Annotated in this window: 12 protein-coding genes, 1 tRNA gene and 1 pseudogene; 1 reads left to right on the forward strand and 13 read right to left on the reverse strand. The window is 60.7% G+C overall.

Features of this window, described 5'->3' with window-relative positions:
* Positions 1 to 69 precede the first annotated feature (69 nt).
* The 13 genes and pseudogenes from BXA01_RS17585 to BXA01_RS17645 form a co-directional block, all read right to left on the reverse strand.
* Entirely contained in the window at positions 70 to 414 is a 345-nt protein-coding gene (locus tag BXA01_RS17585; RefSeq protein WP_076565121.1) for a hypothetical protein, read from the reverse strand.
* Between the two features lie 22 nt (positions 415 to 436).
* Complete coding sequence (locus tag BXA01_RS17590; RefSeq protein ID WP_076565123.1) at positions 437 to 1,915, reverse strand: aminotransferase-like domain-containing protein; 1,479 nt, start codon at positions 1,913 to 1,915, stop codon at positions 437 to 439.
* A 27-nt stretch (positions 1,916 to 1,942) separates the two neighbouring features.
* Positions 1,943 to 3,367: an L-lactate permease gene (locus BXA01_RS17595; RefSeq protein WP_076565124.1), complete on the reverse strand. Its 1,425-nt coding sequence runs from the start codon at positions 3,365 to 3,367 to the stop codon at positions 1,943 to 1,945.
* A 15-nt stretch (positions 3,368 to 3,382) separates the two neighbouring features.
* The gene (locus BXA01_RS17600) at positions 3,383 to 3,997 is read right to left on the reverse strand and encodes a glutathione S-transferase family protein (protein ID WP_076565133.1); all 615 of its coding nucleotides are present in this window, start codon (positions 3,995 to 3,997) and stop codon (positions 3,383 to 3,385) included.
* The gene (locus BXA01_RS17605) at positions 3,994 to 5,775 is read right to left on the reverse strand and encodes an FAD/NAD(P)-binding protein (RefSeq protein WP_076565136.1); all 1,782 of its coding nucleotides are present in this window, start codon (positions 5,773 to 5,775) and stop codon (positions 3,994 to 3,996) included. The genes BXA01_RS17600 and BXA01_RS17605 overlap by 4 nt, the downstream gene beginning before the upstream one ends.
* On the reverse strand, positions 5,769 to 6,800 hold the full coding sequence (gene sbnB / locus BXA01_RS27325) for a 2,3-diaminopropionate biosynthesis protein SbnB (RefSeq protein WP_231990982.1): 1,032 nt from the start codon (positions 6,798 to 6,800) through the stop codon (positions 5,769 to 5,771). Before sbnB ends, BXA01_RS17605 begins: the two co-directional genes overlap by 7 nt.
* Positions 6,801 to 6,805: 5 nt before the next feature.
* Positions 6,806 to 7,780 (reverse strand): 2,3-diaminopropionate biosynthesis protein SbnA, encoded by a 975-nt coding sequence (gene sbnA / locus BXA01_RS27330; RefSeq protein WP_231990983.1) that lies wholly within the window; start codon positions 7,778 to 7,780, stop codon positions 6,806 to 6,808.
* Between the two features lie 823 nt (positions 7,781 to 8,603).
* Positions 8,604 to 9,161 (reverse strand): Panacea domain-containing protein, encoded by a 558-nt coding sequence (locus BXA01_RS17620; RefSeq protein ID WP_231990984.1) that lies wholly within the window; start codon positions 9,159 to 9,161, stop codon positions 8,604 to 8,606.
* Positions 9,162 to 9,478: 317 nt separating this feature from the next.
* A tRNA-Phe gene (locus tag BXA01_RS17625) sits at positions 9,479 to 9,554 on the reverse strand.
* Positions 9,555 to 9,645: 91 nt separating this feature from the next.
* Positions 9,646 to 9,918, reverse strand: a complete 273-nt coding sequence (locus BXA01_RS17630; RefSeq protein WP_016772129.1) for an oxidative damage protection protein — start codon at positions 9,916 to 9,918, stop codon at positions 9,646 to 9,648.
* Complete coding sequence (mutY, locus tag BXA01_RS17635; protein ID WP_076565141.1) at positions 9,915 to 10,982, reverse strand: A/G-specific adenine glycosylase; 1,068 nt, start codon at positions 10,980 to 10,982, stop codon at positions 9,915 to 9,917. The genes BXA01_RS17630 and mutY overlap by 4 nt, the downstream gene beginning before the upstream one ends.
* Positions 10,979 to 13,195, reverse strand: coding sequence for an AsmA family protein (locus BXA01_RS17640; protein WP_076565144.1), 2,217 nt, complete (start codon positions 13,193 to 13,195; stop codon positions 10,979 to 10,981). Before BXA01_RS17640 ends, mutY begins: the two co-directional genes overlap by 4 nt.
* A gap of 78 nt (positions 13,196 to 13,273) precedes the next feature.
* Positions 13,274 to 13,491: pseudogene (locus BXA01_RS17645) on the reverse strand (acetyl-CoA sensor PanZ family protein); the annotation flags it as partial.
* Positions 13,492 to 13,719: 228 nt separating this feature from the next.
* Here BXA01_RS17645 and BXA01_RS17650 point away from each other — a divergent pair.
* Positions 13,720 to 15,384 (forward strand): OFA family MFS transporter, encoded by a 1,665-nt coding sequence (locus BXA01_RS17650; RefSeq protein ID WP_016772126.1) that lies wholly within the window; start codon positions 13,720 to 13,722, stop codon positions 15,382 to 15,384.
* The last annotated feature ends 70 nt before the right edge of the window (positions 15,385 to 15,454 follow it).

The raw sequence follows: 15,454 nt of genomic DNA on the forward strand, positions 1-15,454 counted from the left end.
ATCTGGTGTTGCGCTGGAATGAAAGAACAGGCAGGTAAGAGGCTGCTTCAAAAAAGCGCCCCAGTTGCATCATCGCGAGCGCTTGCCCTTCGGCCTCTGCTCACGCACCCGCCCTTTGCGATAAATCCACAGCCCAAACACACCGATGGCCAACATGAACGCGGTCCAGAAGCTCTGCCACATGAACTCGAACCAGTATCGCCGAGGTTGCAGTGCCAAGGTGTAGGTGCTGCGCGGTCCGCGATTGTTGGTGGTGATGGAGCCGCTGATCCAGCTTTCGATCAGCATGTAGATCGAAAGACACACGGCTAAGGCAATCAGTACGCCAGCGAGCACGGTAAGCCAGAACGTCCAGCGGCTCGGGCGATACGGCCGGGGATGCGGCAAGCGAATACGGGTTCTTTTCTGATTCATAAGCGAGGCTCGCGCAAGCCGGTCAGGAAACTGCCAGCTCTTGAAGTTGTTCAGTCGGCATCTGTTGCAGGCTCGTCGGGCGTGCGGCAAGGCAGGCGCATTCGGCGATCACCTTGAGAATGCCGATCACCGCCGGGGTCAGCGTAGTGCCGAGGCAAATGCGCACGCCTGTGGAAGCCTGGCCGTCGGCGAAAAAGATGCCGCTGCCAGCCACGTGGCAACCACGCTCCGTGGCCAGTTGCTGCAGCGCAGACATGTCGGTGTGTGCCGGCATTTCGACCCAGTGGATGAAGCCGCCGCGCGGTGGCACATAGACGGTCCCGAGCGGGAAATCCGTGCGCACCAGTGCTTCGACAAAACTCGCCAGCGAGGACAGTTGCGACCTCAATCTGGCGCAGTGCTCGTCCATGTAGCCACGGCCGATGAATTCATTGAGGACGTTTTGCGCAAGGCTGGAAACGGCCAGGTTGCGCGAAAACATCTGCGCGAGGATGGCATTGCGGTATTTGCCGGCCAGACACCAGCCGACGCGATAACCCGGCGCGATGGTTTTGGAAAAGGACGAGCAGTAGATCGTCTGGCCGCTGCTGTCGTAGCTCTTGAGGGCGCGCGGTCGATCAGCTTCGGGCACCAGGTCGAAGAAGATGTCGTCTTCGATGATCGGCACATCCGCTTCCCGGGCGATCCGTGAAAGTCGGGCGCGCGCTTCGTCGGGCATGATGAAGCCACGCGGATTCTGCAGCGTCGGGTTGAGAAAAATCACCGCGACCTTTTTTTGCTTCAGCGCTTCTTCCAGATGATCGACATCCAGGCCTGTGCGGCCGTCGGTGCGGATCGGCAAGGCGCGCATGCCCAGGCGTTCGATGGTCTGCAGAATGCCGTAATAGGTCGGGGTTTCGATGGCTACGGTAGCGCCTTTCGACGCGACGGCTTCGAGGGCCAGTTCGAGAGCGATGGTGTCGCCCGACGTTACCAGAATATCGTCCGGCCCGCAGACTTCACCGCGGGTCAGCATCAGCCCGGCGATGCGCCGTCGCAGCGCCGGCAGGCCGGGTGGCGCGACCAGACCGCTCAGCGCGTTGTCGGTCCTGGCGGCCAACACCGAGAGGCATTTGTTGAGCAACACGTTGGGCGTGAGATCGCTGTGCAGAACCGCCGAATTCAGCGATGCAGTGGTGCGCGACGCTGCTTCGGAGAGCATCGCGACCACCGCATGATTGACGTTGACGGTGACACTGGAAAAGTCGAAAGCGCCGGACGGTTTTGCCCGCCCTGATGCCGAGACGAAGTAGCCGACGCGCGGCACCGTCGAGACGTAGGCGTCGGCCTCGAGGTCGGCCAGCGCCCGCTGCACCGTGGTGATGCTGGTCTCGAACATCCGAGCCAGAACGCGGATTGACGGCAGTTTCGCTTCGGCCGCCAGGTCACCGCTGTCGATCTGGCGAATAATCCAGTCCTTGACTATCCGCCAGCGCTTGTCCGGCAAATCAAACCTGTCCATAAGTTCTCTGTGATGATTCGAAACAATTCACAGAAAGTAGAGCAAAACGATCCCCGTTGCAGCAACTATGACGATGTTCAGCGCCACCAGACCGAAGGCGAAGCGGATCAGGCTGTTTTCTTCCTGGCGGTTGGCCCCGGCAAGTCCGGCGATCAACGACAGAATCGACAGCGAGCCAAGTGCGCCATGGCCGGCGGCGCTGTTGACCATTGCCGCCAGCCACGCCCCGTGTTCGCTGCTCAGCGCGGCAATGGACGGCATCACCAGCGTGTTGCCGCCGACGTTGGAGCCGGTGACATAACCGGCAATCCCCGCCAGCAGAGCGATCGTCGGCGCCAGCGAAATACCCGACATGGATTGCAACGCGCTTTGCGCCTCGACAAGGAATCCGGCGTTGACCATCACCTGGGACAGCAACAGGAACAGGAAGATTGTCGTGACCGGAAACTTCGCCCGGTTCAACAGCGCTTGCCACGGGAAACCCGCCCCCGCGGTTTGCCTGAACGCCATCAGCACGGTCACGATCAGCAGCGCCAGCCCTGGAGACGCCAGCGGCTTCCATGAAACGTGTTCGCCCCTGACAACCCACAGGCCATCCCAGCCCGACAGCACGAACAGTCCGCGCGACGCCACAATCACTCCCAGCAAGGCCAGATAAGGCCATGCCGCGCTCGGCCAGCGCACCAGTTTTTTCCGTTGCGCCCAGGAGATACCCAGTCCGACGCAAGCCACGGCCAGCCCGGCCAGCACACCGGAGACTTCCGGGCCGAGCCACAGGTTGACGCAAAACAGCACGGCAACGAACAGGGCAGTCACGACGATCAGCCCCAGCCACGCGGTGATCCCGCGGATGCCGGCCTGCCACAGGGCCAGCGACGCCAGGCAGAGGAACACCGGCGCGCTGATCAGCGCCGAATGGCTACCGAGGGTTTGCGCCGGCAAATGCGCCAGCAAGGCACCGATCACCGTTGCCAGGCCCAGCGTACCCCACGGCATGATCACCATGCCGGCGAGAGCGATTTTCATCCCCGATTGGCGAGTGAAAAGCCCCATCAGCAGCGGCACCGTGGCGATCAGCGAAACGCCGAAGCCGGTCATCGCTTCCAGCAGCGGCGCCAGGCCCAGCACGATGAAAATCACCTGCGCCGGGGGTGTCCAGCCGAGTTCCTTGACCCACGCGCCGATGGCCTGTGGCGCGCCGCCGCGCTCGACCAGAATGACGAAGGCCAGCCCCGGGACGATGACGCACGCGGTGCTGAGAAACAGGATCGTGGTGTCTTGAAAAATCGCCGAGGAGATGGCCGCCGACACCGGCCCGGCAGCGCCCAGTGCCCACAGCACCAGCACCAGCACCACACCGGCCAGCGCGGCCTGTACCGGCGGACGCCGGAGGATCAGGATCAGCGCGATCACCAGCGCGATCGGTGACATTTGCAGCAAGAGAGAGCTCATAGCGGTTTCCTTGGCTTAATCGTGCGTCTGTCCGCTGTACTCGGTCGCCCGCATGGACGCGCGCTGGCAGAACGTCTGATACCACTCGCTCAGGCGTGCTTGCGCCGAGAAGTCCGAGAGTTGACGGAAAGCGATCCAGTCCAGCGCGGTCGCCAAGGCGATGTGGCCGACGGTGATCGGACCATTGAGGTCGACGTGCTCTTCGATGAAGCGATACGCCTCCTTGAGTTTGTACGCCTGACCCTCGGCGTACGCTGGATAACGCAGGGCCTCGGGGCGCCGCTCGACTTCCCAGCGCAGCTTGATGCCGACGTCGCACATGCCCTGCGCCAATGCCTGCAGGCGCAGCGCCTTGTAGCGCTCGGGGCCGCTTGCCGGGATGAATTTATGGCCGTTGCTCAGGTCATCGAGGTATTCGCAAATCACGATGGAATCGAACAGTGCGGTGTCGTCGGGCAGCATCAGCACCGGCACTTTACCCAAGGGGTTGGCCTGGTAAATGGTCGCGTTCGGTGAAGTCGGGCTGGTCTCGTGGTGTATCACCTCAAGGCTCGATGCGATGCCAAGTTCGTGAGCCAGCACCAACACCTTGCGGGCGTACGGCGAATGCGTCTGATAGTAAAGTTTCATGCGCGAGTTCCTGTCTCAAGGATGGCGGTGGCGACTCGATGGGCGTCCATGAACAGCCGCGAAGGTGCGCCCGCCGAGGTGACGTAGTGGTTGTAATAACAGGAGCCTTCAGCGAGCGGACCCAACACCCAGATGTCGCGCACCGTCTCGCCGCTGTTCGACTTGGGGTTGGACGCCGCGTCGACATCGATGCCGTCGATGCCCGGCACATCGGTGCGCGGACGCACAAGGCCCAGGCGTGCTAGGTCGCGCACAGGTGCACAGTCGCTGTGGCTGACGCCGCTGCTCTGGACGTAACCGGCGACTCGCTTGAAGTGTTCGATAGCCGGGCGTGAGCCGGGCTTGAGGAAGGTCAGCAGGCCGGCATCACACAGCGCGAGCAGATCGGCGTGGCGCTCCTTCTGCGGGCCGGCGACCAGACGGTTGATCGCCTTGTGCCAGCGGCCATAGAACTGCCGATGCGAATCTTCGGTGAGCCCGTCGAAATCCACCGCCTCACGCAGCCGGTCACGCAAGTCGCGCCAGACTTCGATGGCGGCTTTGATCGGCGACGCGCCGCGCCCCAGACGCGCTTCTTGCAAGTCGGCTTCGAGGGTGTCGTAAATCCATGCGTGATAGTTGTAAGGCGTAACGCTGTCGGGCAGTTTGTGGCCGATCAGCTCCAGCGGATTGATTGCCCCGGCAATCGCTTCGAACTCGCGCAGCAAAGCTTCGCAGGCGACAACACCTGCTGGGCCGGCAACGCTGACGGTTCTGAGCTGCTCAAGCAGCTGTTGTGGCGCTGAGGGTTTATGCAGAACGGCGACCGCAGCGGCACGCATCTCCAGCAGCATCAGCGGCAGAATGTCCCGTTCGAAATCCAGCCGACGGTTATGCGCGTTGACCCGCAACGACTCGATGCGCTCGCTCGTGAGCAGCACGGCGCTATGGCGGGGGCAGCCGATCAAGCCATTGGGACGCGTGCGAAACGGCAGCCCGTCCCGCGACTGAATGAAGATCACCGGCTCCTGACCCGAAGGCTGGTAAGTGTGACTGCCATCGGCCATGGGTTTGTAGATCCCGCCTCTGCCAGCCGTCAGCGCCGCCAGGGTGTCCATGGCGCCCAGGCCCAACCCTTCGATCAACACCGTTTCGCCGGGCTCAACGGTGGTGAGGCTGCCGGGCAGCGGATAGACATTATCGACCCGGTTCTGCCCCGCCAGGCGCAGGCGTCCGGTGTGGCCAACGGTCAGCACCAGACGATCCACCGTCACCGCAGCGCCGTCGGCGGTTAGCAGAAGGTATTGCTGATTCTCGCGGCGCTCGACCGCCGTGACCTGATGCCGATGCAGATTGACCGTTACCCAGGCGGGGGCGGTCGCGAGGATCCGCGTGAAGGCGTCGGCCAGATAAGCGCCGAGCAGGTGCCGTGGCAGAAAATCCTCCGGCTCGACGTCGCGACCGTCGGCGGCGAGCAGGCCGCTGTCGGGGTCAACCTTGACGCGCTGTGCTCGGCACCACGCGAGAAAGTCCGGCCCTGGCCGTTCCCGGGCGTCGGTCAGATCACCGAACGCTGCTGCGTCGGGAAATACCCCGAGCTGACCGGCGACGGTGTTGAGCAACAGGTAGTCCGGTTGATCGGGCCAGTGCGCGCCGCTGCCGAGCACGTTGGGCTCGAAGATGTCGATGACCATCGGTTGTTGCGGGCGTTCCTCGGCGCGGCTCAACAGGCGCTCGAATACCGACAATCCGCGCGAACCGCAGCCGATCAGGCCGATGTGCACAGGCGCCTTCACCATCTGCGCTCCTCGCCAAAAAATGACGGGATGGCAATTGCCGTACCGGCCGCGACTGCAATGTCGTGGATCATCCGGCCAATCGCGAGATCGAGAATGCCCATGCCGAATGGCGAATAGATCAGCGGTTTGTCCAGGGCGACATGCAGGTCACCGCGAATCAGCTGCGCCACTGTGCCGGTTACAAAGTCGCGATGGCCGTATTGCTGCTCGGCCAGATGCGGTGAGGTATTGGCCTTCAGGCAATGGGTGATGTCGTCGAAGTAGTTGTAACTTTCCGCGATGATTTCAGCGCCGATATCCCGCAGCGAGATGTTCAGAACAATCTGCCCCGGGCGGAACGTGCCCTGGCCTTTTACGTACGGCTCGCCCGCGCTGGTGGCGAACACCACGATGTCGGCAGTCAGCGCTTCTTCGAGCGACAGCAGGCGTACATCCGGTAGGCCCAGTTGTCCGCCAAATTCCGCGAGGGCTTGCGCCGACTCCGCGTTGAGATCGTGAATGCCCACGCTGTCGAAGGACCAGTCGTCGGCGACGAAAGTCTCGAGGATATTTCTTGAGATTACCCCGCCACCGATGATCGAAAGTGTCGCCGCGTGGCGGTTCTGGCCATTCAGCCACCAGGCACCCAAGGCTGCCGACGCCGCCGTGCGCACGGCACTGATCAGCGCACCTTCGAGCAGCGCGTAGGGGTAGCCGGTCTCGGGGTCGTTGAGAATCAGCACCGCAGATGCGCGCGGAATGCCTGACTTGATGTTGTCGGGATAACTGGCAATCCACTTGATCCCGGAGACGGATTGATCGCCCTCGCTGTCGACGATGGCCGCCGGCAGCGCAATGATCCGGTTCGCCGGTTGCGCAAGGAAACGCAGGAAATAACTGTCGGGGTTAACGGTTTCGCCACGCTCGTGGGTCAGGTAGGTCTGCGCCACCATGTCGATGGTTGCATGCCGCAGCCCGTTGAGGATGTCTTTGACGACAGTGCCTGGGATGACGTGGAACGGCTGGATCGGATTCTGTGTGGTCATGAGGATTACGCCGAGAGTGCCAGAGCGATTTCAGGGAAAAGGGGCAGCAGTGCGGTTGCGCCGATCCGCTGGGTGACCCAGTCGTCGGAATAGATGGTTTCGAGATAGCGCTCACCCATGTCGGGGGAGATCGCCACCACGACATCGTCGGGCCGGATATGCGGCGCCCACTGGCGGATGCCGGCGAGCACAGTGCCGGTGGAGCCGCCGAAGAGCAGGCCGTAGCGTTGCGCCAGCCAACGGCAGACCTTGATCGTCTGTTCCTCGGGAATCGACAGGAAGTCGTGAATGCCCGACGACTCGAATATCTCCGGCAGGCGGCTGGTGCCGAGCCCCGGAATATGGCGCGTGCCGCCCGGCAGGCCGAACGTCACCGAGCCGACGGTATCGACGGCAATGACTTTGGTCTGTGGATGATGTTCGGCGAAGTAGTTCTTGCAGCCCATCAGCGTCCCGGTGGTTCCCGCGCCGACGAACAGGTAATCCACCTGGGGAAACTTGCGCGCGATGGACCTGGCAGTCGCTTGATAGTGGGCGAGGGGGTTGGTCGGATTCTTGTACTGGTTGAGCCAGATGTAGTCGGCGTTGTCAGCGACCAGTTGTTCGATCAGGCGAATCCGCGAATTCAGGTAACCGCCGTTCTCGTCACGCTGATCGACCATGAGCATTTGCGCGCCAAGGGCTTGAATCAGCTTGCGGTTCGGCGCGGAAATATTCGGGTCGATTACGCAAACGAACTGGTAACCCTTGGCGGCGCAGACCATGGCCAGCGCAACGCCCAGATTGCCCGATGAGGATTCTATGAGGCGGGTCTTGTGGTTGATCAGTCCGCGGACTTCAAGATCAGTGATCAGCGCGTGCGCGGTCTTCAGCTTGATGGAGCCGGCGGGATTCAGTCCTTCGATTTTCAGCTGGATCGTTGCGCTGCAAAGATCGCCGATCTGCACATAACTGTCTTCATTGATGAGTTGCTTGATCATACGTCGTCCGTTTCGCTCTTTTGCCGGGCGCACGGGGGCGCCAGCATTCATCCTGGAATGTTTGAAAAGCACTAACTGCAGTTCGCCTGTGGGTTGGGTTTCAGATTTTTCGCTGGACAGGAAGTGACCTTGCGGGCGACGCCGATCGATTCAAAAAATCAGGGTTTTGCGCTCTGAGGGCTACAGGAGTCCAGAGTGTTGCGGGGCGCAAAGTAGAGCCAGTCATTGGCTCGCCAAGGCTTGCTTGAAGTATTGGCGAAACGCCATTTGCGCGGAGAGATACAGATTTCCGGTTTTTTCCAGTACAGCTGGAATCCGGGTGTATTGAAGGACGAAGAGAGGAGGGGGATCAAATCGCAGGCATAAAAAAACCCTGAATCTTGCGATTCAGGGTTTTCGGTATTTGGTGCCCAACGCGTATGTTTTTAGAGATGATTATGACGAATGAATCTGCCGATCTTTCTTGGGAGGTGTATGGAGACATCGAACCCGGATCGAATTCGTTCATACAAATCATCACTTACGGGGTGATGAGCTACGATTTCCCCAGCGTCCACTTTTAGATCAAGCCGAGATGCGTCAAAGACGGCGGCCTCTTTGTAGACTACCCAGCTGTCCCACCGTACGTAAGGGTGACATTCCGTAGTCAAAATGCATGAAGGATCATGGTAAATCCCAGGCTTGATTGAGGAAATGTTTACAGCCAAAACACCGTCGTATCCATGTTCATGTGAATAAACAGGGTTGTTCATCACGATGTGAAGGTGGTTAGCCGGGCCGCTGAGTATCAGTAGAGTTCCTTTCCTTAAAATATTCCCTGGCATCAGATCAACTCAGAAACGGCCCTTCCTAGACTTTTACGCTCAAACAATTCTCGAGCCAGCGCTTCCGCCTGATTCTCGTCCTTGCCTAGCGCCCTGAACACTGCTCGAGGATTGATGGGAGTAGAGGAACGCCCTGGGTCGATCCATTCCGGCAGGTGGTCATGAGTGTAATCCACCAGCTCCCAGCGCTTCATTCGCCCAAACTGATGCCAGACATGATCCATGATCTCAATGTCTGCATCGGACAACTCGTCCAGTTCTTCAATGTCAGTCGGGCCACGGGTCAAAGAGACTTCGAATTGGGCTTCAGAGGTGACCCAGCTTCGCCAGATGGGCGACTGAATTTGACCAGTGATGAGATTAAGCGTTGCAGAGAGGACAGGTCCCTGCGCCATTGAGACATGCGAATCGTGCGAAATGGGGGCGCTATAGCGATCCATCGACTCACGATCCGCTAGGTACAGCAGCTTCATGAGTTTTATGTAGGCCATGCGTCCGCCGCGTCTTTGCAAAAAGTAAGCCGCCATTTGGGCTACTTTTTGTTCGCTGAAGATCACAATTAAACCCCTTTCCCCAATCCATAGGGACATGCTGAAAATGGTGCCGAATTATCGGCTCGGTAATAGGTTAGTCAAGCACAAAATCATCCGGTTCTTCCGAACGGCAGATTCCATCTCCACCTGACGGTTGAAACTGTACATCCGTACAGGCTGTGTCGCAACCGACGGGTTATCCCATCATCTATAGCATGCCGGTATCTCGGTAGCGAATGTCAGGTATGCAGAGACCAGCCAGATGTCAGGTATTTTCCTCCGGACATCAAATCGCAGACATAAAAAAACCCTGAATCTTGCGATTCAGGGTTTTCGGTATTTGGTGCCCAGAGACGGAATCGAACCGCCGACACGGGGATTTTCAATCCCCTGCTCTACCGACTGAGCTATCTGGGCAACGGGGCGCATTAAAAGGGTTTTTCGGATTTACGTCAACGACTTTTTGAAAATTTCTTAAATTAATTCCGTCGCTTACGAAATCTGCGTGTTATTCGGCTGGCGGCACGTAGCCTTCGGCCTTGGCGTATTCCTCGCCGGAGAAGTACTTGTCCATTTCGCCCTGCAGGTATTTGCGATCTTCGGCGTTCATCATGTTCAGGCGCTTTTCGTTGATCAGCAGGGTCTGGTGTTTCTGCCAGTCGGCCCAGGCCTTGGCCGAGACGTGGTCAAAAATATCCTGGCCCTTGGCGCCCGGGAAAGGGGCTCGCTCCAGCGCGGGCAGCTCTTCTTTGTACTTGCGGCACATTACGGTGCGGGTCATGGCGACTCTCCTGCATTCAAGACGGCGGCCGCGCGTTCGAGCAAGGTCTTGACCGGGGCAGCAAGGCCCAGGCGCGGCGGGGTGGCGAGGTTATACCAGAGCCAGTCGGCCTCGGCCACGTGATGGCTGGCTTCCTGCACCTGGACCAGCCACGGTTCGATGGACAACTGGAAATGGCTGAAGGTGTGCACCAGGCTCGGCAGTGCTTGCTGCTGGCCCATGGTCAGCGAGTGCTGATCGGCCAGATGTTGCAGATCTTCCAGATCATCCAGCTCCGGCAGGCTCCACAAACCGCCCCACAGTCCCGTCGACGGGCGGCGATAAAGCAGAATCGCACCTTCGCCGTTGGCCAGCATTGGCATCAGCGTGCGTTTCTGCGGGATGGCCTTGCGCGGCTTGGGAATCGGATAACGTGTTTCCAGGCCAAGCATGTGCGCTTCACAGCCACGCTTGAGCGGACACAGCAGGCAGCTCGGCTTGCTGCGCGTGCAGAGTGTGGCGCCAAGATCCATCATCGCCTGGGTGTAAGCGTTGACCCGATCGTGCGGGGTGAAGCGCTCGGCGTTGGCCCACAGCTGTTTGGCGACTTTCGGTTCGCCGGGGTAGCCCTCTTGCGCCGTGAAGCGCGCCAGTACGCGTTTGACGTTGCCGTCGAGGATTGGCGCGCGCAGGCCCATGCTGATGCTGGCGATCGCCCCGGCGGTGGACAGGCCGATGCCTGGCAGCTCGGTGAGTTTTTCCACGTCACGCGGGAATTCGCCAGCGTACTGGCTGACGACGATCTTCGCGGTCTTCTGCAGATTGCGTGCGCGAGTGTAGTAACCCAGCCCGGTCCAGAGGTGCAGCACCTCGTCTTCCTGCGCTTCGGCCAGCGCTTGGACTGTTGGCAGCGCCGCCATGAAACGCTCGAAATAATTGAGCACGGTGCTGACCTGAGTCTGCTGCAACATGATCTCGGACACCCAGACCCGATACGGATTGATGTCCTGCTGCCAAGGCAAGTCGTGGCGGCCATGGCGGTCGAACCACTCCAGCACCGCCGTGGAAAATTGCTCCGCTGTCATCGCTTGAACAGCCCCTTCAACGCGTCTTTCAATTCCGGGCTGACTTTGTCGCCCAGTTTCTCGTCGATCTTTTCGCTGAGTTTGTTGCCGGCCATTTTGCTGGCGACCTGACCAAGACGGTCATTGTCGACACGGCAGGCCTTGGCGCCCAGTTCCAGCGGGCCACGGCAGCGAAGTGGCCACTCGATGCCGACGAACTTCTCGCCGACCTGACAGGCCGGGTCGGGCATGGCGCTGGTATCGCCCTCGACGATGATGCCGACGCGGTAATCCATGCCGAGCACGCGCAGATCGATGTCGCCGTCACCGTTGACGGTCATGCCGGGGATGCGCACTTTCAGGTCGGGGTTGCTGGCGACGCCGTTGCGCACGGTCAGGTTGCCCTTGAGCTCCTCGAACGGCGTGTCCTTGCCTCGTGGCTCGCCGCTCAGGGTCTTGCGGTTGAGGGTGGCGATGCCTTTGCACAATTGCTGTTCAAGATTGGCGTTGAGCAGCACGCCGTTGTTGATGACGAAACTGGCGTTGCCGTTGAGCGTGTCGATCAGCGCCTGCTGGCTGTTGCCGCTGCCGGTGAGGCTGCTGGTCAGCGTTACCAGACCTTTGACCGGCGGAGTCTTGCCCTGGCTTTCGATGATTTTTTCCGCCGGCACACGGTTGAGCCGGGTCTGCAGGTTGAGCACCGGCGCGCTTGGGCGTACGTCGAGTGTGCCGTTGGCGACGAAGCCGCCGTTGTACAGATCACCGCTCAGGTTAGTCAGCGTCAGCAAGCCGCCCTGGCCGGTGGCTTTGAGCGCGGCGTTCTGGATCGGCAGTTTGTCGAGGGTCAGTTGGCCGAAGGCCAGGTCGGCATCGACGTCGAGTTTGGCCAGGCGTTCGACCGGCAGCAGACGCTCGGTGCTCCAGGCGGTTTTGCTCGGTTTGTCCGGCAGCGGCGTGGTGCCCGCGACGGCGCCGGCCTCGGTGCTGGCGACTTCGGCCTGACGGGTTTGCGTGGCGTTGTTGGCCTGGGCCGATTTCGGTGGCAGGTAACGGTCGACGTTGAACGTGTCGGCCTTGAGAATCGCGCGCAGCGATTGTTTGGCGAAGTCCTCGATGGCGATGCGGCCGCTGAAGCTGCTGTCATCGAGTTTCAGGTTGATATTGTCGAACGACAGACTGGTCGGGGTGGCCGCAACGCGGCTGACCAGTTCGACCTTGCTCAGGCTGCCTTCGCCCATCGCCGGCAGTGTCTGGCCGATGCTGTCGACGAATTTCGCCAGATCGAACTGGGCGATGGAAATGCCGCCGCTGATCTGTGGCGTCTTGTCGAGGTCGTTGGCTTTCAACTCGCCCAGGGCGCGCAACTGGTTGGCGGAAATTTTGATGCCGGTCCATTCGGCGACGTTCGCCGCTTTATCCAGCAATAACTGGCCTTGAGCAGAGAAGGTCATGGTCTTGCCTTGCAGCGGATCGCCAGCGAGCTCGCCGGTCAGCTTCAGATCTTCGAACTTGTAGCGCTGCAGGGCGCGCTCGAAGCGCAGCTCGCCGTTGAGCTCGGTGCGCACGCGCAGCACCGGTTGATTGGTGCCGAGGAACGCGGTGGCTTTCACCGGGATATTGGTCGAATCGTGTACCGGGCCGGTGCTCAACTGAATGCTTTCGGCACTGAACTGCTTGCCGGTCAGCTCATCGGTGTATTCAACGCGGGCGTTGTTGACGGTCAGGCTGTCGATGTCGAGGCGGATCGGTTGCGCCGGTTTTTCCACGGCGACGGTCGGCTCGCTGGCGGTCGTGCCCGTTGTGGCGGGTGGCGTCGAGCCGGGTGCCACTGGCACCTTGCCGATGTCTTCCCAGTTGCCGTGGCCGTTCTTGTCGCGGTTCAGGCGCAGGTTGAGGCCTTCGACGCGCACGTCGCTCATCTGCACTTCGCGGCGCAACAACGGCAGCACGCGCACGGACAGGCCGAGCATCTGCAAGTCGGCAAACGGTTCGGCAGGCTTGGCCAGGGTGGCGACGCTGGCTTCGTGCAGTTCCAGACCAAGCCACGGGAACAGGCTCCAGCCGATATCGCCATTGAGCGTCAGCTCGATGTGGGCCTTGTCGCGGGCAATCTGGCGGATCTCGTCTTTATAGTCGTTGGGATCGAAGAGGTGGGTCAGGGCAAAGCCTGCCGCCACAATGATCAGCAACAGCCCGAGAAGTACCAGACCCAGGATTTTGCCGAACGCTTTCATGGGCGAGTCCTTGTAGTTAGTCGAATTGGTCATATGGCCGGGGAGTATAGCGCTGCCGGCGCCCGGTTCGGTGTGGCGTCATCTGCCGAGGGTCGGCGGCGGCACCTGCAACTTCGCCACAGGGCCTGCGCTTGAGGATGCCCGGCGGGCGCCAGAGGGCGCAATCCGGCCCCCGCTTGCGACGCCATTTTTTGCGCTTGGTTCACCCGTCGTTCAGTCACGCCCAGACGACGGGTAACTTTTCGCACGCATAAATGGGACAAGTAGCAAGCGGCGTGGTGCCTTTGCAGACGCGGGGTTGGCGGCTTCCCGAGTCGTACGAGAACAGATGACTTGAAAAAAGGTGATATCAGTTTGGTTTTTCTGTCACCTGAGAATGGTAACCTTCGCCAGTTCGTCCGCCCGTCTGCGACTTAACGTCGCGCCTTCAAGGAGCTTCACCTAAAAAAACGGTCATGCCTGCGTGCATAAGGCCGAGGGTGAGCAGTGGCTGGCGAACCATACTAACAATTGGGGGATACACAATGAGCACGAGCATCACGGCGGACGGCCTCAAGGCCGACCAGCCTGCGTTCCTGTCCAAGGAACGCATCATCGCCAAGCCCGGTTTCAACCGCTGGCTGGTTCCACCGGCCGCTTTGGCCATTCACCTGTGCATCGGCATGGCCTACGGCTTCTCGGTGTTCTGGTTGCCGCTGTCCAAGGCACTCGGCGTTACCGCACCGGTGGCTTGCGCGCCGGACATGAGCTTCATCGCACAGGTATTTTCGTCGAACTGCGACTGGCCGATCTCCATGCTCGGCTGGATCTACACGCTGTTCTTCATCTTCCTCGGCTGCTCGGCAGCGATCTGGGGTGGCTGGCTGGAACACGCCGGGCCTCGTAAAGCGGGCGTGGTCTCGGCCTTGTGCTGGTGCGGCGGTCTGCTGATTTCCGCGCTGGGTATCTATACCCACCAGATCTGGCTGATGTGGATCGGCTCCGGCGTGATCGGCGGTATCGGTCTGGGCCTGGGCTATATCTCGCCGGTGTCGACCCTGATCAAGTGGTTCCCGGACAAGCGCGGCATGGCGACCGGCATGGCGATCATGGGCTTCGGTGGCGGCGCGATGGTCGGCGCACCATTGGCGACTGCACTGATGAGCCACTTCGCATCGCCAGAAGGCGTGGGCGTATGGCAGAGCTTCGTGGCCATGGCGGCCATTTACTTCGTGTTCATGATCGGTGGCGCATTGTCCTACCGCGTGCCGCCAACCGGCTGGAAACCTGAAGGCTGGACCGCTCCGGCGAAGAAAGCTTCCAACGCCATGATCACCAACCGTCACGTCCACGTGAACGTAGCGTGGAAAACCCCGCAATTCCGTCTGGTCTGGCTGGTGCTGTGCCTGAACGTGTCGGCGGGTATCGGTATCCTCGGCATGGCTTCGCCACTGTTGCAGGAAGTGTTCGGCGGCAAACTGCTGGGCGTCGATGTGCCGTTCGGTCAACTCGACGCTGGCCAACTGGCCTCGATCGCGGCGATCGCAGCGGGCTTCACTGGTCTGCTGAGCCTGTTCAACATCGGTGGCCGCTTCTTCTGGGCCTCGTTCTCCGACTACCTGGGGCGCAAGAACACATACTTCGTGTTCTTCGCGCTGGGTTTTGCCCTGTACGCGCTGATTCCGAACATGGGCCATCTGGGCAACGTTGCGCTGTTCGTGGCGGCGTTCTGCATCATCCTGTCGATGTACGGCGGTGGTTTTGCCACCGTTCCGGCGTATCTGGCCGACCTGTTCGGTACACAGATGGTCGGTGCGATCCACGGTCGTCTGCTGACTGCCTGGGCTGCTGCCGGGGTGCTCGGTCCGGTGCTGGTGAACTACCTGCGTGAATATCAGTTGAGCATCGGCGTTGAACGCGCTGCTGCTTACGACATCACTCTGTATATCCTTGCCGGCCTGCTGGTGCTGGGCTTCCTGTGCAACCTGATGGTGCGCCCGGTGGCCGACAAGTACTTCATGACCGACGCTGAACTGGCCGCCGAACAGGCGCTGGGCCACGACAAGGGTGCCGATGCCAGCACCGTTCTGGAGTGGAAAGCTGCGCCGGGCACCAAGCCTCTGGCGATCGCTGCCTGGCTGGTGGTGGGTATTCCGTTGGCGTGGGGCGTGTGGGTGACCCTGCAGAAGACGGCGGTACTGTTTCACTAAGGTGTTAGCTGAATAAACGCCGAACCTGTGGGAGCGAGCCTGCTCGCGAAGACGGAGCACCGGTCGACAG

This window comes from Pseudomonas sp. B10, assembly GCF_900156235.1.
Classification (GTDB): Bacteria; Pseudomonadota; Gammaproteobacteria; order Pseudomonadales; family Pseudomonadaceae; genus Aquipseudomonas; species Aquipseudomonas siliginis.